The sequence below is a fragment of the Thetidibacter halocola genome, from assembly GCF_018224955.1.
Taxonomy (GTDB): Bacteria; Pseudomonadota; Alphaproteobacteria; order Rhodobacterales; family Rhodobacteraceae; genus Thetidibacter; species Thetidibacter halocola.
Window position 1 is genome coordinate 126,152 of sequence record NZ_JAGTUU010000004.1, and the last position, 18,928, is coordinate 145,079.

21 protein-coding genes and 1 riboswitch are annotated in these 18,928 nt (G+C 66.5%); of the genes, 11 read left to right on the forward strand and 10 right to left on the reverse strand.

What is annotated here, in order from left to right; all coding sequences use genetic code 11:
* Position 1 precedes the first annotated feature (1 nt).
* A complete protein-coding gene (locus tag KB874_RS10490; protein WP_212536533.1) occupies positions 2 to 601 on the reverse strand; it encodes a hypothetical protein in 600 nt (199 codons plus the stop codon).
* A gap of 278 nt (positions 602 to 879) precedes the next feature.
* Here KB874_RS10490 and rpsA point away from each other — a divergent pair, with 278 nt between their 5' ends.
* The 4 genes from rpsA to KB874_RS10510 all read left to right on the forward strand — a co-directional run bounded on the left by rpsA (position 880) and on the right by KB874_RS10510 (position 5,566).
* On the forward strand, positions 880 to 2,565 hold the full coding sequence (rpsA, locus tag KB874_RS10495) for a 30S ribosomal protein S1 (protein WP_346346545.1): 1,686 nt from the start codon (positions 880 to 882) through the stop codon (positions 2,563 to 2,565).
* A 1,601-nt stretch (positions 2,566 to 4,166) separates the two neighbouring features.
* Positions 4,167 to 4,451 (forward strand): integration host factor subunit beta, encoded by a 285-nt coding sequence (gene ihfB, locus KB874_RS10500; RefSeq protein ID WP_212536925.1) that lies wholly within the window; start codon positions 4,167 to 4,169, stop codon positions 4,449 to 4,451.
* Between the two features lies 1 nt (position 4,452).
* On the forward strand, positions 4,453 to 4,812 hold the full coding sequence (locus KB874_RS10505; protein ID WP_212536535.1) for a lipopolysaccharide assembly protein LapA domain-containing protein: 360 nt from the start codon (positions 4,453 to 4,455) through the stop codon (positions 4,810 to 4,812).
* A gap of 85 nt (positions 4,813 to 4,897) precedes the next feature.
* Positions 4,898 to 5,566 carry a phosphoribosylanthranilate isomerase gene (locus KB874_RS10510; RefSeq protein WP_212536536.1) on the forward strand — a complete coding sequence of 223 codons (669 nt, stop codon included), beginning with the start codon at positions 4,898 to 4,900 and terminating at the stop codon, positions 5,564 to 5,566.
* Positions 5,567 to 5,632: 66 nt separating this feature from the next.
* On the opposite strand, the gene metK is transcribed toward KB874_RS10510, so the two are convergent.
* The 6 genes from metK to KB874_RS10540 form a co-directional block, all read right to left on the reverse strand.
* The gene (gene metK / locus KB874_RS10515) at positions 5,633 to 6,799 is read right to left on the reverse strand and encodes a methionine adenosyltransferase (protein WP_212536537.1); all 1,167 of its coding nucleotides are present in this window, start codon (positions 6,797 to 6,799) and stop codon (positions 5,633 to 5,635) included.
* A 3-nt stretch (positions 6,800 to 6,802) separates the two neighbouring features.
* A riboswitch (SAM-SAH riboswitch) is annotated at positions 6,803 to 6,850 on the reverse strand.
* Positions 6,851 to 6,889: 39 nt separating this feature from the next.
* Positions 6,890 to 8,320, reverse strand: a complete 1,431-nt coding sequence (lnt, locus tag KB874_RS10520) for an apolipoprotein N-acyltransferase (protein ID WP_212536926.1) — start codon at positions 8,318 to 8,320, stop codon at positions 6,890 to 6,892.
* 73 nt (positions 8,321 to 8,393) lie between these two features.
* Positions 8,394 to 9,197, reverse strand: coding sequence for a hemolysin family protein (locus KB874_RS10525; protein WP_428849241.1), 804 nt, complete (start codon positions 9,195 to 9,197; stop codon positions 8,394 to 8,396).
* A gap of 226 nt (positions 9,198 to 9,423) precedes the next feature.
* Positions 9,424 to 9,930 carry an rRNA maturation RNase YbeY gene (ybeY, locus tag KB874_RS10530; protein WP_212536539.1) on the reverse strand — a complete coding sequence of 169 codons (507 nt, stop codon included), beginning with the start codon at positions 9,928 to 9,930 and terminating at the stop codon, positions 9,424 to 9,426.
* A 43-nt stretch (positions 9,931 to 9,973) separates the two neighbouring features.
* Positions 9,974 to 11,443, reverse strand: coding sequence for a PIG-L family deacetylase (locus tag KB874_RS10535; RefSeq protein WP_212536540.1), 1,470 nt, complete (start codon positions 11,441 to 11,443; stop codon positions 9,974 to 9,976).
* 142 nt (positions 11,444 to 11,585) lie between these two features.
* Complete coding sequence (locus KB874_RS10540) at positions 11,586 to 12,554, reverse strand: PhoH family protein (protein ID WP_212536541.1); 969 nt, start codon at positions 12,552 to 12,554, stop codon at positions 11,586 to 11,588.
* Between the two features lie 191 nt (positions 12,555 to 12,745).
* Here KB874_RS10540 and KB874_RS10545 point away from each other — a divergent pair, with 191 nt between their 5' ends.
* Together KB874_RS10545 and KB874_RS10550 are read left to right on the forward strand one after the other, a co-directional pair.
* Positions 12,746 to 13,333, forward strand: a complete 588-nt coding sequence (locus KB874_RS10545) for a hypothetical protein (protein WP_212536542.1) — start codon at positions 12,746 to 12,748, stop codon at positions 13,331 to 13,333.
* The gene (locus KB874_RS10550; protein ID WP_212536543.1) at positions 13,326 to 13,601 is read left to right on the forward strand and encodes a PqqD family protein; all 276 of its coding nucleotides are present in this window, start codon (positions 13,326 to 13,328) and stop codon (positions 13,599 to 13,601) included. The genes KB874_RS10545 and KB874_RS10550 overlap by 8 nt, the downstream gene beginning before the upstream one ends.
* Here the strand turns inward: KB874_RS10550 and KB874_RS10555 are convergent.
* A complete protein-coding gene (locus tag KB874_RS10555) occupies positions 13,583 to 14,236 on the reverse strand; it encodes a LicD family protein (RefSeq protein WP_212536544.1) in 654 nt (217 codons plus the stop codon). The genes KB874_RS10550 and KB874_RS10555 overlap by 19 nt on opposite strands.
* Positions 14,237 to 14,296: 60 nt before the next feature.
* Between KB874_RS10555 and KB874_RS10560 the strand changes: the two genes are divergently transcribed.
* Together KB874_RS10560 and KB874_RS10565 are read left to right on the forward strand one after the other, a co-directional pair.
* The gene (locus KB874_RS10560) at positions 14,297 to 14,671 is read left to right on the forward strand and encodes a hypothetical protein (protein ID WP_212536545.1); all 375 of its coding nucleotides are present in this window, start codon (positions 14,297 to 14,299) and stop codon (positions 14,669 to 14,671) included.
* 8 nt (positions 14,672 to 14,679) lie between these two features.
* Positions 14,680 to 14,955: an adenylyltransferase/cytidyltransferase family protein gene (locus KB874_RS10565; RefSeq protein WP_212536546.1), complete on the forward strand. Its 276-nt coding sequence runs from the start codon at positions 14,680 to 14,682 to the stop codon at positions 14,953 to 14,955.
* Between the two features lie 132 nt (positions 14,956 to 15,087).
* Here the strand turns inward: KB874_RS10565 and irr are convergent, their stop codons facing one another.
* Positions 15,088 to 15,510 (reverse strand): Fur family transcriptional regulator Irr, encoded by a 423-nt coding sequence (irr, locus tag KB874_RS10570; protein ID WP_212536547.1) that lies wholly within the window; start codon positions 15,508 to 15,510, stop codon positions 15,088 to 15,090.
* A gap of 169 nt (positions 15,511 to 15,679) precedes the next feature.
* Between irr and fabA the strand changes: the two genes are divergently transcribed.
* The gene (gene fabA, locus KB874_RS10575; protein ID WP_212536548.1) at positions 15,680 to 16,189 is read left to right on the forward strand and encodes a bifunctional 3-hydroxydecanoyl-ACP dehydratase/trans-2-decenoyl-ACP isomerase; all 510 of its coding nucleotides are present in this window, start codon (positions 15,680 to 15,682) and stop codon (positions 16,187 to 16,189) included.
* An 18-nt stretch (positions 16,190 to 16,207) separates the two neighbouring features.
* Here the strand turns inward: fabA and KB874_RS10580 are convergent, their stop codons facing one another.
* Complete coding sequence (locus tag KB874_RS10580) at positions 16,208 to 16,369, reverse strand: hypothetical protein (RefSeq protein ID WP_212536549.1); 162 nt, start codon at positions 16,367 to 16,369, stop codon at positions 16,208 to 16,210.
* Positions 16,370 to 16,592: 223 nt separating this feature from the next.
* Between KB874_RS10580 and fabB the strand changes: the two genes are divergently transcribed.
* Together fabB and KB874_RS10590 are read left to right on the forward strand one after the other, a co-directional pair.
* Positions 16,593 to 17,822: a beta-ketoacyl-ACP synthase I gene (gene fabB / locus KB874_RS10585; RefSeq protein ID WP_212536550.1), complete on the forward strand. Its 1,230-nt coding sequence runs from the start codon at positions 16,593 to 16,595 to the stop codon at positions 17,820 to 17,822.
* Positions 17,823 to 17,982: 160 nt separating this feature from the next.
* Complete coding sequence (locus KB874_RS10590; protein ID WP_212536551.1) at positions 17,983 to 18,801, forward strand: isocitrate lyase/PEP mutase family protein; 819 nt, start codon at positions 17,983 to 17,985, stop codon at positions 18,799 to 18,801.
* Positions 18,802 to 18,928: the final 127 nt, after the last annotated feature.

Here is an 18,928-nt window from a genome sequence, read left to right on the forward strand (position 1 = left end):
CTCAGACCGTCATGAAATACGGCCAGAAAAACATCTGCCAAAACGGTATCAGACCGAAAGGCAAGAGTGTCATAAGCGGGCGCAAATACCAGCGTTCGCCCAGCATCGTGGCCGAAATCTCGGGAAATGTGGTTTGCAGCCGTGCCCAGACCAACACGGCGGATGGCATGCCATAGACGACGGCGCCGTGGATCGCCCCGGCCAGCACGAGCCTCGCGTCGGCCTGCACCGCCTCTGGTGCAACGAGCAGCAGGCCGAATGCGGCCGGAACGAGGGCGATGGCGAAACCCATACCGAGGCCCGTCACGACGGCCGCGCCATAACCGACGAACCCGGTCTCCAGCGATCGACCCAACCTCGGCCTTGCAAAGACGAGGGAAAACGCCATCAGCAGAAAGATGGGAGGAAACAGAAAGAAGGGCAGAAAGGCTGACACAGGTTGCCCCGGAACGCCTGCTGTAGGGTCCGCGCTGCCCATGAAGACGAAGTCCAGCGCAGCCCCGACAAGGAAGGCCAGCGTCATCGAGGGCATCAGGACGACTTGATAACCGGCAGGCAGAGCAGCACGGCACGCCTTGGGGTCGATGTAGAAGAGGGTCATCTCTCAATACGACTATGTCCCGGTATTTGCGCCTTGAACTGGATCAAACCCGAGAGGTCCGATCCATGCCACCGTCGCCCCGGCCCATGAGGGCTTGATCCGCGGAGCCGCAAGGTCTATAGCCCGCGCGTCGAGAAGGCGTAAACGCCGCAAGCCAGAGAGATCGAGCAGGGTCGGGCATCCACCGGCCCTCTTTGCTTTGCGGGTCGCCCGAGTGACCAATTTCGCAAGACCGGCGGAGACAACCGCATGGCCAGAAAACCGATGAAAAGGACGATATACGCCACATGGCAAACACTAGCATGGAAGAATTCGAAGCGCTCCTGAACGAGAGCCTCGAAATGGACACGCCCGATGAGGGCACGGTCGTCAAGGGCAAGGTCATCGCGATCGAAGCGGGCCAGGCCATCATCGACGTCGGCTACAAGATGGAAGGCCGCGTCGAGCTCAAGGAATTCGCAGAACCCGGCGAACAGCCGGACGTCAAGGTCGGCGACGAGGTCGAGGTCTACCTGCGCGCGGCGGAAAACGCCCGTGGCGAGGCCGTGATCAGCCGCGAGATGGCGCGCCGTGAAGAAGCCTGGGACCGCCTGGAAAAGGCCTATGCCGACGACGCCCGCGTCGAGGGCGCGATCTTTGGCCGGGTCAAGGGCGGCTTTACCGTCGATCTCGGCGGCGCCGTGGCCTTCCTGCCCGGCAGCCAGGTCGATGTGCGCCCCGTGCGCGATGCCGGCCCGCTGATGGGTCTCAAGCAGCCGTTCCAGATCCTCAAGATGGACCGCCGCCGCGGCAACATCGTGGTTTCGCGCCGCGCGATCCTCGAAGAGAGCCGCGCCGAGCAGCGCGCCGAGGTCATCTCGAACCTGACCGAGGGTCAGGCCGTGGACGGCGTGGTCAAGAACATCACCGAGTACGGCGCCTTCGTCGACCTGGGTGGCGTTGACGGCCTGCTGCACGTCACCGACATGGCATGGCGCCGCGTCAACCACCCGTCCGAGATCCTGTCGATCGGCGAGACCGTCAAGGTCCAGGTCATCAAGATCAACAAGGACACCCACCGCATCAGTCTGGGCATGAAGCAGCTCCAGGAAGATCCGTGGGATCTGGTCGGCGTCAAGTATCCGCTGAACTCGGTCCACCAGGGCCGCGTGACCAACATCACCGATTACGGCGCCTTCGTCGAGCTGGAGCCGGGTGTCGAGGGTCTGGTCCACGTCTCGGAGATGTCCTGGACCAAGAAGAACGTGCATCCCGGCAAGATCGTGTCGACCTCGCAGGAAGTGGACGTCATGGTTCTCGAGATCGACGGCGCCAAGCGCCGCGTGTCGCTGGGCCTGAAGCAGACACAGCGCAACCCGTGGGAAGTCTTTGCGGAAACGCATCCCGAGGGCACCGTGGTCGAGGGCGAGGTCAAGAACATCACCGAATTCGGTCTGTTCATCGGCCTGCCGGGCGAGATCGACGGCATGGTCCACCTGTCGGACCTGTCCTGGGATCAGCGCGGCGAGGAAGCCATCCAGGAATACCGCAAAGGTGACGTGGTCAAGGCCGTCGTTTCCGAGGTCGACATCGAGAAAGAGCGTATCTCGCTCTCGATCAAGGCCCTGGGCGGCGACAAGTTCGCCGACGCCGTCGGCGGCGTGAAGCGTGGCTCGATCGTCACCGTCACCGTGACGGCGATCGAGGATGGCGGCATCGAGGTGGAATACGAGGGCATGAAGTCCTTCATCCGCCGCTCCGACCTGTCGCGTGACCGCTCCGAGCAGCGCCCCGAGCGGTTCTCGGTCGGCGACCATGTCGACGTCCGCGTGACCAACATCGACAGCAAGACCCGCCGTCTGGGCCTGTCGATCAAGGCGCGCGAGATCGCCGAGGAGAAGGAAGCGGTCGAGCAGTTCGGCTCGTCGGATTCCGGTGCCTCGCTGGGCGACATCCTGGGTGCGGCGCTCAAGCGCGGCGAATGATCCCACGGATCGGATGACATCTGGAAAAGGCCCGGCCCCGCGCCGGGCCTTTTTCGTTTGGCCTGCGTTGTCGCCGCGTGTCAGGGTTGACCCAAAAGGAGCCCGCCATGCCCCAGACAGACCTGTACGGCAACCGCCTGAGCACCGAAAGCGCCGCCGCACGTGACGCGCATGACCGGGCGGTGACCCTGTTCCTCGGTGGCAACTACGGCGCCGAGGCCGGTTTTGCCGAAGCGGTCGAGGCCGATCCCGGCTTTGCGCTGGGCCATGCCGGGCGGGCACGGGCGCGGATGATGGGCGGCGACATGGCGGGCGCGCGCGCCGCACTGGCCGAGGCGCAGGCGCTGGGCGGCGATGCGCGCGAGACCCGCCATATCGCCGCGATGGCCGCCCTGCTGGCGGGCCGCCCTGCCGAGACCCGTGCCATCGTCGCCGAGCATGTCCGCGAGCATCCCCGCGACGCGATGGCCGCGCAGCTTTGCACCAATGTCTTCGGGCTGATCGGCTTTTCCGGCGAGGTCGGACGCGAGGCGGCGCTGCTGGCCTATACCGCCTGGCTGCTGCCGCATTACGGCGAGGACTGGTGGATGCAGTCCATGCATGCGCTGTCGCTGTGCGAGGTCGGGCGGATCGGCGAAAGCCAGACACTGATGGCGCGGTCGCTGGCGGTGAACCCGCGCAACGCGAATGGCGCACATTTCAAGGCGCACGCGCATTACGAGGCCGGAGAGACCGCCGAGGGCCGCGCCTACCTGTCCGGGTGGCTGGCGGAGTATGACCGACGCAGCGTGCTGCATGGGCACCTGGCGTGGCACTGCGCGCTTTGGGCTTTGGCCGATGACGACGCGCCCGCGATGTGGGCGCTGTTCGACGATGCCATCGGGCCCGGCGCCGGGCACAGCCTGCCGATCAATGTGCTCACCGACAGCGCGTCGCTGCTGTTCCGGGCCGAGGTCGCGGGGGTCCCGGTCGGACCAGAACGCTGGGCCGCGCTCAGCGACTATGCCGCAAGGCATTTCGCCACGCCGGGCCAGAGTTTCGCCGACATGCATGCGGCCCTCGCCCATGCCATGGCCGGAGAGGGCGAGCGGCTGGCCCGGCTGGCCGAGGCCGACCGGGGCTTTGCCGCCGACCTGGTGCGCCCGGTGGCCCGCGCCTGGGCCGCGGTGGCCCGGCAGGACTGGGGCAGCGCGCTGGAGGCGCTGCTGCCGGTGCTGGCTGAAAGCGAGCGCATCGGAGGGTCCCGCGCGCAGCGCGACCTGCTGGAACTGACGCTGGTTCTGGTCCTGCTGCGCCTCGGCCGAGCCGACGAGGCGCGCCGTATGCTGGCGCTGCGCCGCCCGCGGATCGCCGAACGCCCCCCCCTTGGCGGGCCTGGCCTGACCGGTACCCGCCGCGAATCGCGCCATGCCGCGTGGCGGCTTTTCTGCGGCGCGGCACTGTCCGCAAGCGCCACAAAGCCGAGCAAAGCCTGCCCAAAGCCGCGCAAACCGCTGCTAAACTTGGCTTTTCCAACGCATTCCATGTTTCCGTTTTCGAGGCCCGCGCGTATAGTCACCCCTAGGGACGACGCAAAAAGACGTCGATCAGGGGGATGTGAGATGATCAGATCGGAATTGATCCAGAAGATTGCGGATGAGAACCCGCATCTCTACCAGAGAGATGTCGAGAGAATCGTGAACACGATCTTCGAGGAAATCATCGACGCCATGGCCCGGGGCGATCGGGTCGAGTTGCGGGGCTTCGGGGCCTTCTCGGTCAAGAAGCGCGACGCGCGCACAGGCCGCAACCCGCGGACGGGAGAGTCGGTCGAGGTGGAGGAAAAGCATGTGCCTTTCTTCAAGACCGGCAAGCTGCTGCGCGACCGCCTGAACGGAAAAGAGTGACATGCGCTATATCCGCTATGCCTTCCTCGCCGCCTTGGCCATCGTGCTGGTGTCGGTGGCCCTGGCGAATCGCCAGACGGTGACGCTGAGCAGCCTGCCCGAGGGGTTGGCTGCCATCCCGGGGCTCGGTTGGATGGCTGTCTCGATCGAGATGCCGCTGTTCCTGGTGGTGTTCATCGGCATCGTCGCGGGTCTGCTGATCGGCTTCGTCTGGGAATGGCTGCGCGAGTACAAGCACCGCGCCGAGGCCGCGCGCAAGCAGGCCGAGGTCAAGACGCTTCAGCGCGAGCTGAAGAAGACCCAGGCAGAGCGCGACAAGGACAAGGACGAGGTCCTGGCCCTGCTCGACCAGGCGAGCTGACAACGGGCGCGGCATGGGGGCTTTGCCCCTTTCCTTTCGGGACTTCCCCGCGGAATTTCTGAACCAGAGAAGCAGGGGACGCGTCATGCAGGACGTGCGGGTCAAGATTTGCGGCCTGACGCGGGCCGAGGATGTCGCAGCCGTCGCCGCGGCGGGCGCGGCCTATGCCGGGTTTGTCTTCTTCCCGAAAAGCCCGCGCAACGTGACGCCCGAACAGGCGCGCACGCTGGCGCTTCTGGCGCCGCCGGGCCTGGCCAAAGTGGCGCTGGTGGTCGACGCCGATGATGCGACACTGGACGCGATCACCCGGGCGGTGCCCCTGGACATGCTCCAGTTGCACGGGCACGAGACGCCCGAACGGGTGCAGGCGGTGCGGGCGCGCTACGGCCTGCCGGTGATGAAGGCGGTGGGCGTGGCCGAGGAGGCCGACCTGCCAAGTATCGGCCTTTACGCACAGGTGGCCGACCAGATCCTGATCGACGCCAAGCCGCCGAAGGGCGCCGACCTGCCCGGCGGCAATGGGCTGGCCTTTGACTGGCGGCTGATCGCGGGGAAACGCTGGGCGAAACCGTGGATGCTGGCCGGCGGCCTGACGCCGGAGACCGTGGCCGAGGCCGTGGCGATGACCGGTGCGCGGCAGGTGGACGTGTCATCAGGGGTCGAATCTGCGCCGGGGCTGAAGGATGCCGCGCGTATCGCGGCCTTCGTGCAGGCGGCGCAGGGCGCGCGTGCGGTGCCGAAGCTGCGTGGCTGACAGGTGCCGTCAGGACGAAAAAAGGCGCCCCTTGGGGCGCCTTTTGCGTTTCCAGCAGTGACCGGGTCAGATCGACTTCTTCAACGCCTCGACCAGGTCCGTCTTTTCCCAGCTGAAGCCGCCATCGGCCTCGGGCTCGCGGCCGAAATGGCCGTAGGCGGCGGTGCGCTGGTAAATCGGCTTGTTGAGTTGCAGCGCCTCGCGGATGCCGCGCGGGCTGAGGTCGATCACGCGCGGGATCGCGGCCTCGATGGCGGCGTCGTCAATCTGGCCGGTGCCGTGGGTATCGACGTAGATCGACAGCGGTTTGGCCACGCCGATGGCATAGCTCAGCTGCACCGTGCAGCGGTCAGCCAGCCCGGCCGCCACCACGTTCTTGGCGACATAGCGCGCGGCATAGGCGGCCGAGCGGTCCACCTTAGTCGGATCCTTGCCCGAGAACGCACCGCCACCATGCGGCGCAGCACCTCCATAGGTGTCGACGATGATCTTGCGGCCCGTCAGGCCAGCGTCGCCATCCGGCCCGCCGATCACGAAGGTCCCGGTCGGGTTCACCCACCATTCGGTCTCTTCGGTGATCCAGCCGGCGGGCAGGACCTCGCGGATATACGGTTCGACGATGCGGCGGATGTCGTCGCTGCTCTGGTCCTCGCTCTCGTGCTGGGTCGACAGCACGATGGACGTCACGCCCACGGGCTTGCCATCCAAGTAGCGGACGGACAGCTGCGATTTCGCGTCCGGGCGAAGTGTCGGTTCGGCGCCGGATTTGCGCACCTCGGCCAGGCGGCGCAGGATGGCGTGGGAATACTGGATCGGTGCCGGCATCAGTTCGGGCGTCTCGTTGACGGCATAGCCGAACATGATGCCCTGATCGCCCGCCCCGTCCTTGTCGACGCCCTGCGCGATATGCGCGGATTGCTCGTGCAGCAGGTTGAGGACGTGGCAGGTGTTCCAGTGGAACTTGTCCTGCTCGTAACCGATGTCCTTGATGCAGTCGCGGGCGATCTCGGAGATCGACCCCATGTAGCGCTTCAGCGTATCCTTGTCGGACAGGCCGACCTCGCCGCCGATGACGACCATGCCAGTCGTGGCGAAAGTCTCGCAGGCGACGCGGGCGGTGGCTTCTTCTGCGAGGAACGCGTCAAGCACGGCGTCGGAAATGCGGTCGCAAACCTTGTCGGGATGGCCCTCCGAAACGCTTTCGGAGGTGAAAATGTAGTTCTGTCGGGACATAAGCGCTCCATTAATGTCAACCGTCACGCCAGGAAGCCGTTGTGACGGGATGCTATGTTCGGACTCGTCTAGAGGTGGGCGCACAAGGGGTCAACGCCTTTCTCTGCGCGGGGCCAAAACCAGGGGTATGGCCGCTGCGATCAGCGCCAGAAGCGCCAACAGATCACCCGAATACGCGTATATTGTTTCGCGGGCAGGCGCGGGCAACGGCACGTCCAGGTGTCCTGCCGTATTCAGTGGCAGCGCGTCCAGCACGCGCCCGGCGCCATCGATCACCGCCGAGACGCCGGTATTGGCCGCGCGCAGCAGGGGCAGACCCTGCTCGATGGCGCGGATACGCGCCTGCGCCAGGTGCTGGTAGGGGCCGGACCAGGAGCCGAACCAGGCGTCGTTAGTCAGTTGCAGCAACCAGTCCGGGCGCGCGGGCGCGGCATTCACGTCCTGCGGAAACACCGCCTCGTAGCAGATCAGCGGGAGCGCCCGGCCCAGCGGCCCCAGATCCAGCAGCCGCGGCCCCGGACCGGGGCTGTAGCCGCCTTCGGCGCGGGCAGCGAGGCCGCCAATCTCGATCCGCCGCCACAGGGCGGGGGCGGGCATGTATTCGCCGAAGGGCACGAGGTGGTGCTTGTCATAGACCGCCGCCAGCGCGCCGGTGCCGTCGATCAGGGCGAGCGAGTTGTAATACAGGCCACCCTCGCCCCGCTGGATGCCGAGGATCACGGGTGTGTCGCCCGCCACATCGCTGACCACCGCCAGCGCGTCGGCGGCGCGGTGCAGCAGGACCGGGACGGCGGTTTCCGGCCAGACCACCAGCGCGGGCGGACCAAGCGGGCCCGGCGCGGCCTCGGTGGCGGCGACCTGGCGCTCGAAGAAGACAGGGACCATCGCCGGATCCCATTTCTCGCGCTGCGGGGCGTTGGGCTGCACGAGGCGGACCACCGGCCGGCCCGACAGGTCCTGCATCGGGGGTGTCAGCGCCCAACCGCCCCCCAGCAACAGCGCCAGCAGCGCCGTCGCCAGCCCCGCCTGCCTGAGCGAGGCCATGCGCAGCGCGCCCGCGAGGCAGGCGGCCAGCACCAGCGTGGCCAGCGTCAGCCCGTGCGGCCCGATGACCGAGACCCATTGGATCGCCGGGCTTTCCAGCCACAGGTAGCCCACCAATCCCCAGGGAAAACCGGTCAGCACGTAGGCGCGGACCAGTTCCACCGCGGCCCAGGCCACGGCCAGCGCCGCCAGCCCGTGCCGCGCGCGCCCCGCCAGCCAGAAGGCCAGCGCCCAGAACAACGCCAGCCCTGCAGCCATGCCGACGAGCGCAAAAGGCGCCATCCAGCCGGTCAGCGGCGCATCGACCATGAAGGGCTCGACGATCCAGTTCAGGCCGGCACCGAAATAGCCGATACCCACCATCCACCCAGTGCTGGCACGCGTGCCCGGCGGCGACAGGGCGAAAAGGAGAAAGGCGCCAACCAAGCCTGCCAGCGCGAGGGGCCACAGGTCCAGCGGCGGGACGCCCAGCGCCATGAGCAGCCCGGCGCCCAGCGCCAGCGGCAGACGCGCCCGGCGCAGCCCGAGAACCCGCGCCGCACGCGCGGTGTCAGCCACGCGCCGCCTCGGCCGGGGGGGCAGGCGGTGGCTGCTGAGTCTGCGGTTGGGGCGCAGCGGCTGCCGGGGTGGCGGCGGCGCGAACCGGAGCCGCGGTCGAGCCCGGCAGGCGGACGCGCAGACGCTTGATCCGGCGCGGATCGGCATCCACCACCTCGAAATCGAAACCGGCCGGATGCGGCACGACCTCGCCCCGCGCGGGAACGTGACCGGCCAACATGAAGACCAGCCCGCCCAGCGTGTCGATCTCTTCGCCGTCGATGTCGTCGTGGTCGGTCAGCTGCATTCCCAGCTCGGCCTCGAACTCCTCCAGCGGGGTCTTGGCCTGCGCAAGGTAGCAGCCGGTCTTTTCGCGGGTCCAGAACTGGCCCTCGTCGGTGTCGTGCTCGTCCTCGATCTCGCCGATGACCTGTTCGATCAGGTCCTCGATCGTGACCAGCCCGTCGACACCGCCATATTCGTCGATCACCAGCGCCATGTGGCGGCGTTCGGTCTGCATCTTCTGCAGCAAGACGCCGATCGGCATCGAGGGCGGCACGAACAGCAGCGGACGCAGCATCTTCTTCAGGTTGAAGCGCTGGGTGCTGCCGTTGAAACCGTGGGTCAGCGCGAAATCCTTAAGATGCGCAAGACCCACAGGCGTGTCGAGCGTGCCGTCATACACCGGAACGCGGGTCAGGCCGGTCTCGCGGAACACGGTCGCAAGGTCATCCTTGGTAATGGTCAGCGGCACCGAAACGATGTCGGCCTTGGGGATCGCCACGTCCTCGACCCGCATCCTGCGCAGGTTGATCATGCCGTGAGACGGCGCGGCCGTCGCGGTTGGCGCTGGACCTCCGGCCACGGTGGCGGGCTTGCCGCCTCCGAACCAGCCCAGCATGCGTCCAAAAATGCCACGCGCGCCAGCGGCGGCGACATGGCCGTTCAAATGAGTCTGCCCATTCGCGCGCGCGCTCTGCGCCGCCGTAGACGAGCCGTCGTTATCGCCCATCGATCCTTACCAAATGCGAGGCTCGTGGCCCCTAATCTTCCCTATATGGGTCACGCAGGCCGAGATTGCCAAGTATTTCGACCTCCAGCCCCTCCATCAAAGAGGCATCTGCATCCTGAATATGGTCATAGCCCAGCAAATGTAAAACCCCGTGCACCAGCAGATGCGTCACATGATCGCCCATCGGCTTGCCCTGGTCGGCGGCTTCCCGCGCACAGGTGTCCCAGGCGATGGCGATGTCGCCCAGCGGTTGCGGGTCGTCCGGGTCGCCCGGTTCCGGCGGCAGGGGTGTGTCGCCGGGGTCTTCGGCGGACAGATCCTCGTCCGGCCAGGACAGAACGTTGGTGGGCTGCGGCTTGTCCCGGAAATCGGCGTTCAGCACGGCGATGCGGGCATCATCGCAGCCCAGCAGGGCGATCTCGTAACCCGCAGAGTCCAGCCCGAGATGGCGCAGGGCCGCGTCGGCGGCACGATCTGCAAGGCCAGCCAGGTCCGCCGCCTGCCAGCGTTCGTCCTCGAGAATCGTCTCGACCGGCATCGACTGTCCTTTCCGGGGCTTGCCTACCGCGCCGATACAGCGGTCAGGGCCCGAGGTCCACAAGCGTCTCGTCGGGCGGGGCGGTCAGCGCCATGCCCGCGGCGGCAGCAATGATATGGACCGGCGGCAGGCCCTCGGTCCATTGCACGAAGCCGCCGCCCGGCATGGTTTCGAAGACCAGCGTTTCGGCCAGCGCCGGGCCACCGTCGAGTGGCGTGGCAAAGCGCAGAATCTCGTAGAGATGGTCGCCGTCCCGGTCCCAGGCATTCGGGCCGGGCGTGAACCAGGGCTGAGGCGCCACGGCGCCGCTGGCGGCATCGACGGTGAACAGCAGTGCGTCGGGGCCCGCAAGGCTGTAGAAAACGTCCTCGGCGGTCCAGCCACCCGGATCGGCCCCACCCCCGCCCGGCCCCAGATCGATGCCCGAGACAAAGGACAGCACTCCTTCGGCGGTTGTTCGAAACACCAGCGCCTGCGCCAGAACCTCGCCTCCACCTGAAGGTTTCGCAAGCCGCGTCACCTCGTAGACATGGTCGCCATCGCTGTCCCAGGCGTCCTCCAGCGACGGCACGAACCAGGCTTGCGGCATCACCGCGCCGGTGGCCGAGCCGATGTGGAACAGCGCGGCATCCTCGCCCATCAGGCCGAATTCCCACGCGCCCGGGCCGGGCCATGCCGGATCGGGCCTCGCAGGTGGCGGGCCGTCATCGTCGGTATCCAGGGTAAAGCTTTCGGCCACGTATTGCCGGGCGGTCCAGCTTTCGTAGACGTCCAGCAGGGTGCCCGTCGCATCGACCGTGCCCGGATCGTGCGCCGCGTAGGCCTGCATGATTTCAAGGCTGCGGGCCGCATCCTCGGGCGACAGGTTCTCGGGCATCAGCCGGCTGTCGTAATGGACATAGCGCGTCACGCTCACCAGCCCGCCATCATGCAGGCCCAGCGCCTCTTCGGCGAAGATCGACACGCGGCGGTGGTCGGTGTGCTCGGCGGCGGCGGTCGGGCCATCGTGCACCGGCAGGCGCAGCGTGGCGGGTTCGTGCAGAGCCATCAGCGCGGCCAGCGCCCCGACCAGGTCCTGCCGGGAATAGGTCGCGCTGCCGTCGAGCGCGGATACCGTGGCCAGGTCGCCGATATCCAGCCGCGCCAGTTGCTGCGCCAGGTCCTCCGGCAGATCGCCACCGCCATCGGGCAGCCGCAGGAAATAGAGCCGGATGTCCGGTGCGCTGGCGAGATAGGACGACGCCACTTGCACGACACGGCCGCCCAGGTCCAGCGTCACGGTCTCGTCGATCCAGTCCGACACTCCGGCCATCAGGGCGTAGGCGGCCTTGGCCCCGAATTCGCGCCCCAGCCAGTAGGCAGCCCCCGCCCCGGCATCGCCCGCGGTGACGAAGACGGTGGTGTTGGCCACCCCCGCCTCGATGCTGTGCAGGATGTCGGGGTTCATGAACAGGATGTCGTCGTCCTGGTGGGCGACGATCGTCATGGCTCCGCCGGAGACGAGGTCTGGCATGGTGCGCAATCCCAAGGTTTCACGCAAAAGGTTCCCGCCACGGCACGTGCCGGGCAGGTTGCCCTTGCGTCACCCTATCACGGGTGAGGCATGACTCGCGCAGGAATTGTGCCAGCCGCGGGAAACACTGCGTTGACCGGCCTCAGGCCTCGGCCTCGTAGGCCTCGATGATCTTGGCGACCAGCGGATGGCGCACGACGTCCTTGGCGGTGAAGTAGTTGAAGGCGATGTCGGGAATGTGGCTCAGCAGCCGTTCCGCATCGGCCAGTCCCGAGGGAACGCCGCGCGGCAGGTCGATCTGCGTGCGGTCGCCGGTGATGACCATGCGCGAGCCCTCGCCCAGGCGGGTCAGGAACATCTTCATCTGCATCGAAGTGGCGTTCTGCGCCTCGTCCAGCACGACGAAGGCATTGGACAGCGTCCGCCCCCGCATGAATGCCAGCGGCGCGATCTCGACGGTCTTTTCCTCGATCATCCGCGCCAGCTGCTTGCCCGGCAGGAAATCGTTCAGCGCGTCGTAGAGCGGCTGCATGTAGGGATCGACCTTTTCCTTCATGTCGCCGGGCAGATAGCCCAGCTTTTCGCCCGCCTCGACGGCGGGACGGCTGAGGATGATCTTGTCGACCTGGCCGTTGATCAGCATGTTCACTCCGACCGCCACCGCGAGGTAGGTCTTGCCGGTGCCCGCAGGCCCGATGCCAAAGGCCAGTTCCTTGGCGAACAGCGCGCGCACATAGGCCTTCTGCGCCTCGGTGCGGGGTTCGACCAGCTTCTTGCGCGTCTTGATCTCGACCTCGCCGCCCGAGAACATCTCGAGTTGGTCGTCGTTTCCCGCTTCTTCCTCGGCCATGCGGAAATGGCGGTCGATCTCGCCCCGGCCCACCTCGCGCCCGTGCTCCAGCCGTTCATACAGGGCACGCAGAACCTCTGTCGCCTCGGCCTGTGCCTCGGGCAAACCGTGGATCGCCAGCTGGTTGCCGCGGCGCAGGATCTGGACCCCGGTGCGCGTCTCGATATCCGTCAGGTTTCGGTCATACTCCCCACACAGGTCGATCAGCAGCCGGTTGTCGGGGAATTCGAGGATCGCGTCGGTCAGGGTCGCTGTGGTCAAGCCGCTGTTCCTCCGGTCTATGGTACAGGGATGGTGCCAAGCTGCGGAGAGAGTCGCAAGTCTTGTGGTGATTTTCGCGGCGCTTTCGTGGTCCCGCGCCGGATCGCCGGGCGATGCAACCTGCAGGCCGCTGTTGCCTGCGCGGCCCCCCGCGCCCTAGTCTGGACCGCAGGCACAGGACAGGAGCCGCCATGACCCGCCCGATCGACAGCATCCTTGCCCGGATCGATGCCCTGGGCGACGAGCTGGAACAGGCCATCGCAGAACGGCGGCAGACCTTCGAATACGAGATGCGCGGGCGGCGGGCGCGGTTCACCGCCGAGGCGCAGGCACGCCACCGCGCGCTGCGCGTCTCGCTGCGCGTCTTCCTGTCGCAGACGAAGTTCGCCCATGTCGTCACCGCGCCGGTGATCTACAGCCTGATCCTGCCCTTCGCGCTGCTCGACCTGTTCGTGACGGTCTACCAGGCAATCTGCTTTCGCGCCTACGGCATCCCGCGCGTAAGGCGCGCCGACCATATCCGCATCGACCGCCACATGCTGGCCTATCTCAACGCGGTGCAGAAGCTGAACTGCGTCTATTGCGGCTATTGCAACGGACTGATCTCCTATGTCCGCGAGATCGGCGCCCGGACCGAGGCCTTCTGGTGCCCGATCAAGCATGCCGGGCCGGTGCGCCACCCGCACCGCCAATACGCGCAATTCATGGACTACGGCGACGCTGACGGGTTCCAGAAGGGGCTTCAGGCCTCGCGCCGCGCGGTGACCCGCGATGAGTGACCGCGCCGGCCACCCCCTTGCGACGCCGGGGCTGCACCTGCAACCGGGACCGGGCGGCGCGCACATCGCAGGGCCCGACGGGTCGGTGCATTACCTCAACCAGACCGCCGCCGCCGTCTGGCTGCACGCAGATGGCAGCCGCGATCTTGCCGCGCTGGCCGGTGCCCTGGCGCCAGAATTCGGCCTGGCAGAGCCGCCCCTGGCCGACGTGGAACGGGCCATCGCGCTGCTGCGGGACCGGGGGCTGGTTCAGCCGCCGGGCGGATAAAGGAAGTCGAAACAGGGAAAGCGGCCCGTGCGCTCCTTGTGGTCCTTCGGCAGGCGCGGCACCCGCCAGTCCGGCCCGATCGCTTGGTCGAGGAACGCCTCCGACCTTTTTGGCGCATTGAACGACACACCGTGCAACGCGACCTGACGGAAGGGCCGAATCGCGCGGCTTGGCAATGTGCCGGGCAGGGTTGGGTAGGCATAGAACAGTCCCTGCGTCACGAAGCAGGTATAGATCTCGATCCCATGGTCGAACCGGTCGCCCGGCCCGCCGATCCCGCGCAGCATGAAGCGACCCGGCGAATGCCCGTCCAGCACACGGCCAAACCGCTGGAAATGCGCAAGAACCACCGCCCGCTCGCGCAGCACGCCCTGCGCCGAGCGGGCGCGGCTGACATAGGCCATGTCGATGTCAAAATCGTGCGGGATCAGGTCGCCGCCCCGCACCGCGCCCAGCAGAGACCCCCAGACGAGGAACAGGTCGAGCCCAAACTCAATCCGGGATGCCAACTCGATTGCCTTCGCCTCGTGCACCGAAGCATCGAGATAATCGGAGGGATAATCCATGAACCAGCGAGAGGGGCGGCCATAGTGATCCACCCGTTCGGGGCTCGAGGCATGGAGATCGGTCGTCATGACATTTCGCCATCCAATGCGCGCGGTGATGATAGAGTTTGCCGTATTGGGGAGGTTTCCTTGGCCGACATACCGGAACTCGACACGAAGCGGCGACGCCTGCTGACGCAGGTGCTTGCCGGCGGCGCGATCTATGCGCTGCCCATGGTGGCGACGCTCAGCGTTGCGACAAGCGCCGGGGCGCAGGAGCAAAGCACGTCGGATCCCGACACGGGCGGCGGTGGCGCGCAAAGCGGCGATCCCGGCAACGATGGCCAGCCCGAGGTTCCCGGCGCGGCGGGCAATGGTCCCGATCGCCGCCCGGCCCCTCCGGGAGAGCGCGGCCGTGGCAGGGGAACCGGCCGCAACCCCGTCCATGACGTGGCGCAGAGCCAGAGCCAGAAGGCGTCCCTCTCACCCGGCCTGCCCTTCCCGTCCGGGCGTGGCTTCGGCTGAGGTCCGACTTGCTGACCGTCTTCACCGAAGGCGTCTTCGACCTTCTTCCCATGAACCACATGCGGCTTCTGCACGAGGCGCGGGCGATGGGCGACCGGCTCCTCGTCGGCGTAACGCCGGATGACGATACCGCCAGCTACAAGCGCCGCCCGATCCTGACCCTTGAGGAACGGATGGAAACCGTGCGCGCGACGGGAATCGCCGCGCACGTTCTGCCGCTTCCGCATAGGCCCGGTATCACCGCCGAACTGCTCGACGAGCATGCCATCGGCCTCGTGGTCTAAGCAGGAACAGGCAGGGACGACTTGTATCGCATTCCCATCGAACGCGGCATCATGCGGCGCATCCCCTATCACCAGGGGATCAACACCTCGACCATCATCGCCCGCATCCGGGCACGCGACGGCCTCTAGGCGCTACTTGCGGCGCAGGCGGATGACCACGTCGACGCTGGCGATCTCGGCCCCTTCGGGCACGTCCGGCAGGCGGGTGATTTCCAGCTGGTCGGCGGGCGCATCCGTCAGGCGGGCGTCATCCTCCCAGTAGAAATGCGGGTGCTCGCGGGTATTGGTGTCGAAATAGCTTTTCGACCCGTCCACCGTGACCTCCTGCATCAACCCAGCATCGCAGAATGCCTTGAGAGTGTTGTAGACCGTGGCGAGCGACACGCTTTCGCCGCGCGCCTTGGCGGCGGCGAACAGGCTTTCGGCTGTGACGTGACGATCGCGCCCGTCACCAATCAGCAGCGCAGCCAGCGTCAGGCGCTGCCGCGTCGGGCGCAGGTCCGCCCGTGCCAGCCATGCCTGCCCCCGTTCGATCGCTTCGGCCCGTATCGTCATGCGCCATCCCTTCCCTTGAAGATACATATAGTGCGGCAGGGGGGCGCTTTTCAAACGAAAACCCTCTGACACCCGGCCGGGCGCCGCACGCCCGCGCCCCTTGCAAGGCGCGGCGGCCCGGTGCTAAGGGGCGCCGGTAACTGCACAGACGACAAAGGGGCGCGTCCGCATGGCCGACTATCCGACCAGCTTCGGCAAGGAAGACCTGTTGAAATGCGCGCGCGGCGAGCTGTTCGGCCCTGGCAACGCGCAACTGCCCGCGCCGCCCATGCTGATGATGGACCGCATCACGGAAATTTCCGGGGACGGTGGCCTGCACGGCAAGGGCCACGTCGTGGCCGAGTTCGACATCACGCCCGACCTGTGGTTCTTCGAGTGCCATTTCCCGGGCAACCCGATCATGCCGGGCTGTCTGGGACTGGACGGGCTGTGGCAGCTGACCGGCTTCAACCTGGGCTGGCGCGGCTGGCAGGGGCGCGGCTATGCGCTGGGTGTGGGCGAGGTCAAGCTGACCGGCATGGTGCGCCCGGACCGCAGGATGCTGACCTACAAGGTGGATTTCACCAAGGCGTTGCAGACGCGGCGGCTGACCATGGGTGTGGCCGATGGCATCGTCGAGGCCGATGGCGAGGTGATCTACATCGTCAAGGACATGAAGGTCGCGCTCAGCGAAAGCTGAGAGCGACGCATCACCTCTCTACGGACTGGGTGGGGCGCAATCCCCGATATCCATCTCCTGGACCGGATCGTCGGCCGCGCAGGGCTCGCCGGATAGCGGATAGGTGGTCGGCGCGGGATCCTCGCAGGCGGCGAGGCCAAACAGGCTGGCCAGCAGGATCAACGTAGCGACGGGTTTCATGGTTCAGGCTCCTTTCCGCTCTGACGCGCCGTTTGCATTCGGGATCGCAGGTCGCGGACCGCTTCAGGCGCCCGTCAACGCTAACCGCCCAAGCAACAGCTTTCCTTGACATGCCTCAACACCGCGGGGCGCCGTCCGGTCACGCGAACCGGCGCCGTCACCCGTCTTGCACCTGACCGCAGCCTTGGCCTACACACGACCCCAGCCAATGAAGGGAACCCAAATGCGTCGCGTCGTCGTCACAGGTCTCGGTATCGTCTCGAGCATCGGCAACAATGCCGAGGAAGTGCTTGCCTCGCTCAAGGCGGGCCGGTCCGGCATCACCGCCAGCGAAGAGATGAAGGAACACGGCTTTCGCAGCCAGATCGCCGGCACACTGAAGATCGACGTGGCCGCGCATGTCGACAAGCGCACGCTGCGCTTCATGGGGCCGGGCGCGGCCTATGCGCATATCGCCATGCAGCAGGCCATCGCGGACAGCGGGCTGGACGAGGCCGACATCGTCAACCCGCGCACCGGCCTTGTCGCGGGCTCCGGCGGGCCGTCGACCAGCGCGATGCTGACAGCGCACCAGACGGTGCTGAACAGCGGCGCGACCAAGCGGATCGGCCCCTTCGCCGTGCCGAAATGCATGTGCTCGACGGTCAGCGCGAACCTGTCCACCGCGTTCAAGATCAAGGGGATCAACTATTCGATCACCTCGGCCTGCTCGACCTCGCTGCATTGCATCGGCAACGCGGCGGAACAGATCATGATGGGCAAGCAGGACGTGATGTTCGCCGGGGGCGGCGAGGAACTGGACTGGACGCTGTCCTGCCTGTTCGACGCGATGGGCGCCATGTCGTCGAAATTCAACGACACGCCCGAGCGCGCCAGCCGCGCCTTCGACAAGGACCGCGACGGGTTCGTGATCTCGGGCGGCGGCGGCATCGTCGTGCTGGAGGAGCTTGAGCACGCCAAGGCGCGCGGCGCGAAGATCTACGCCGAAGTGACCGGCTACGGTGCGACCAGCGACGGCGCCGACATGGTCGCGCCCAGTGGCGAGGGCGGCGAGCGGGCGATGCGCCTTGCCCTGTCGACCCTCCCCGAGGGGCGCAAGGTCAGCTACATCAACGCGCATGGCACCTCGACCCCGGTCGGCGACGTGGGCGAGATCGAGGCGGTGCGGCGCGTCTTCGGCGACGGCGCCACGCCGCCCGTCAGCTCGACCAAGTCGATGACCGGCCACAGCCAGGGCGCGACCGGCGCGCAGGAGGCGATCTATTGCCTGCTGGCGCTTGAACACGATTTCATCATCCCGTCGATCAATGTCGAAACGCTGGACCCCGCCCTGAAACCCGAGGAGATCGCAACCACCAGGGTCGACAATGCTGGGCTGGACAGTGTGATGACCAATTCCTTCGGCTTCGGAGGAACGAACGGGTCGATGGTGCTTTCGAAGTTCCGGGAATGACGCGCGCGTAGCTACGGGTTCGTGCCTGACGCTTGAGGCCGTCTTTCGCCGATGATGCGGCGAAAGACGGCTTGGAGCCTATTCTGAAATCCGCTGCGTCTTTCATAGATCGTCGGCTATCCTCGCCGAACCTGTTACCAATTGGAGAGAGGGCCTTTGTGTGAACCGAGAGAACCTTATCGAGCGTTTCCGTGCCCTGCACGTTCGTGGCAACCCGGTCGTAATGCCGAACCCATGGGACATCGGGTCTGCGAAGATCATGGCGCGGCTGGGTGCCAAGGCACTGGCGACAACATCTTCCGGGCATGGTTTCACGCTGGGTTTGATCGATGGCGGACAGGTTACGCGCGAGGTTGCCCTGAAGCATGCTGCCGATCTCTGCGCTGCGGTTGATGTCCCGGTAAACGGTGATTTTGAGAATGGATTTGGTGACAGTCCGGCGACTGTGGCCGAGACCGTTCGCATGGCTGCAGCGGCGGGTCTTGCCGGCGTTTCAATCGAGGACACTGCCGTTCCAACCAAGAACTCGTATTCCTTCGACCTAGCTCTGGAACGGATAGTAGCGGCAGTCGCGGCCGCCCGTGCTGCGGGCATCTTGCTGACGGCCCGCGCTGATGGCTGGCTGCTCCGCAACTATGATCAGACCGAAGCACTGCGCCGTTGCCAGGCTTTCGCCGAAGCGGGTGCCGATGTGCTCTACGCGCCGCTCGTCGATGCGGAAACGACCAGTGCGCTGGCCGCCACCGGGGTACCGGTCAACGTTCTTGCGGCAGGCAGTATGCGAGACCTGACGGCCCAGGAGATAGGAACGCTTGGCGCCGCCCGGATTTCGATTGGCGGCGGACTCGCGCGCGTCACGCAAAAGGTTACTATCGAAGGCACCAAGGCAATTCTGGAAAGGGGCGATTTCACGATCTTGAAGGAGGCCGCGAATGCGGTTGAAGTCGAAGCCATGTTGAACAACGAACCGCAGGGTTAAATCGTCGAACATCCACTTTGTCCGCATTGCAGCCATGCGCGATGAACACGGTGGCGACCCAACACGAGGCCGGGATTCTACGGACCTGGCCTGCGGCCGCGGGACAGGAGAACACAGCCGGTAACTT

Excerpts from the sequence above, each read along its gene's own strand:
- KB874_RS10580 (WP_212536549.1), bottom strand. The coding sequence starts at position 16,369 with ATGAAACCCGTCGCTACGTTGATCCTGCTGGCCAGCCTGTTTGGCCTC.
- ybeY (WP_212536539.1), bottom strand. The coding sequence starts at position 9,930 with ATGCCGGTCGAGACGATTCTCGAGGACGAACGCTGGCAGGCGGCGGAC.
- lnt (WP_212536926.1), bottom strand. The coding sequence starts at position 8,320 with ATGGCGCTGGGCGTCCCGCCGCTGGACCTGTGGCCCCTCGCGCTGGCA.
- fabA (WP_212536548.1), top strand. The coding sequence starts at position 15,680 with ATGGCCGACTATCCGACCAGCTTCGGCAAGGAAGACCTGTTGAAATGC.
- fabB (WP_212536550.1), top strand. The coding sequence starts at position 16,593 with ATGCGTCGCGTCGTCGTCACAGGTCTCGGTATCGTCTCGAGCATCGGC.
- KB874_RS10510 (WP_212536536.1), top strand. The coding sequence starts at position 4,898 with ATGCAGGACGTGCGGGTCAAGATTTGCGGCCTGACGCGGGCCGAGGAT.
- metK (WP_212536537.1), bottom strand. The coding sequence starts at position 6,799 with ATGTCCCGACAGAACTACATTTTCACCTCCGAAAGCGTTTCGGAGGGC.
- ihfB (WP_212536925.1), top strand. The coding sequence starts at position 4,167 with ATGATCAGATCGGAATTGATCCAGAAGATTGCGGATGAGAACCCGCAT.
- KB874_RS10505 (WP_212536535.1), top strand. The coding sequence starts at position 4,453 with ATGCGCTATATCCGCTATGCCTTCCTCGCCGCCTTGGCCATCGTGCTG.
- KB874_RS10555 (WP_212536544.1), bottom strand. The coding sequence starts at position 14,236 with ATGACGACCGATCTCCATGCCTCGAGCCCCGAACGGGTGGATCACTAT.
- KB874_RS10490 (WP_212536533.1), bottom strand. The coding sequence starts at position 601 with ATGACCCTCTTCTACATCGACCCCAAGGCGTGCCGTGCTGCTCTGCCT.
- KB874_RS10535 (WP_212536540.1), bottom strand. The coding sequence starts at position 11,443 with ATGCCAGACCTCGTCTCCGGCGGAGCCATGACGATCGTCGCCCACCAG.
- KB874_RS10550 (WP_212536543.1), top strand. The coding sequence starts at position 13,326 with ATGAGTGACCGCGCCGGCCACCCCCTTGCGACGCCGGGGCTGCACCTG.
- KB874_RS10525 (WP_428849241.1), bottom strand. The coding sequence starts at position 9,197 with ATGATCAACCTGCGCAGGATGCGGGTCGAGGACGTGGCGATCCCCAAG.
- KB874_RS10545 (WP_212536542.1), top strand. The coding sequence starts at position 12,746 with ATGACCCGCCCGATCGACAGCATCCTTGCCCGGATCGATGCCCTGGGC.
- irr (WP_212536547.1), bottom strand. The coding sequence starts at position 15,510 with ATGACGATACGGGCCGAAGCGATCGAACGGGGGCAGGCATGGCTGGCA.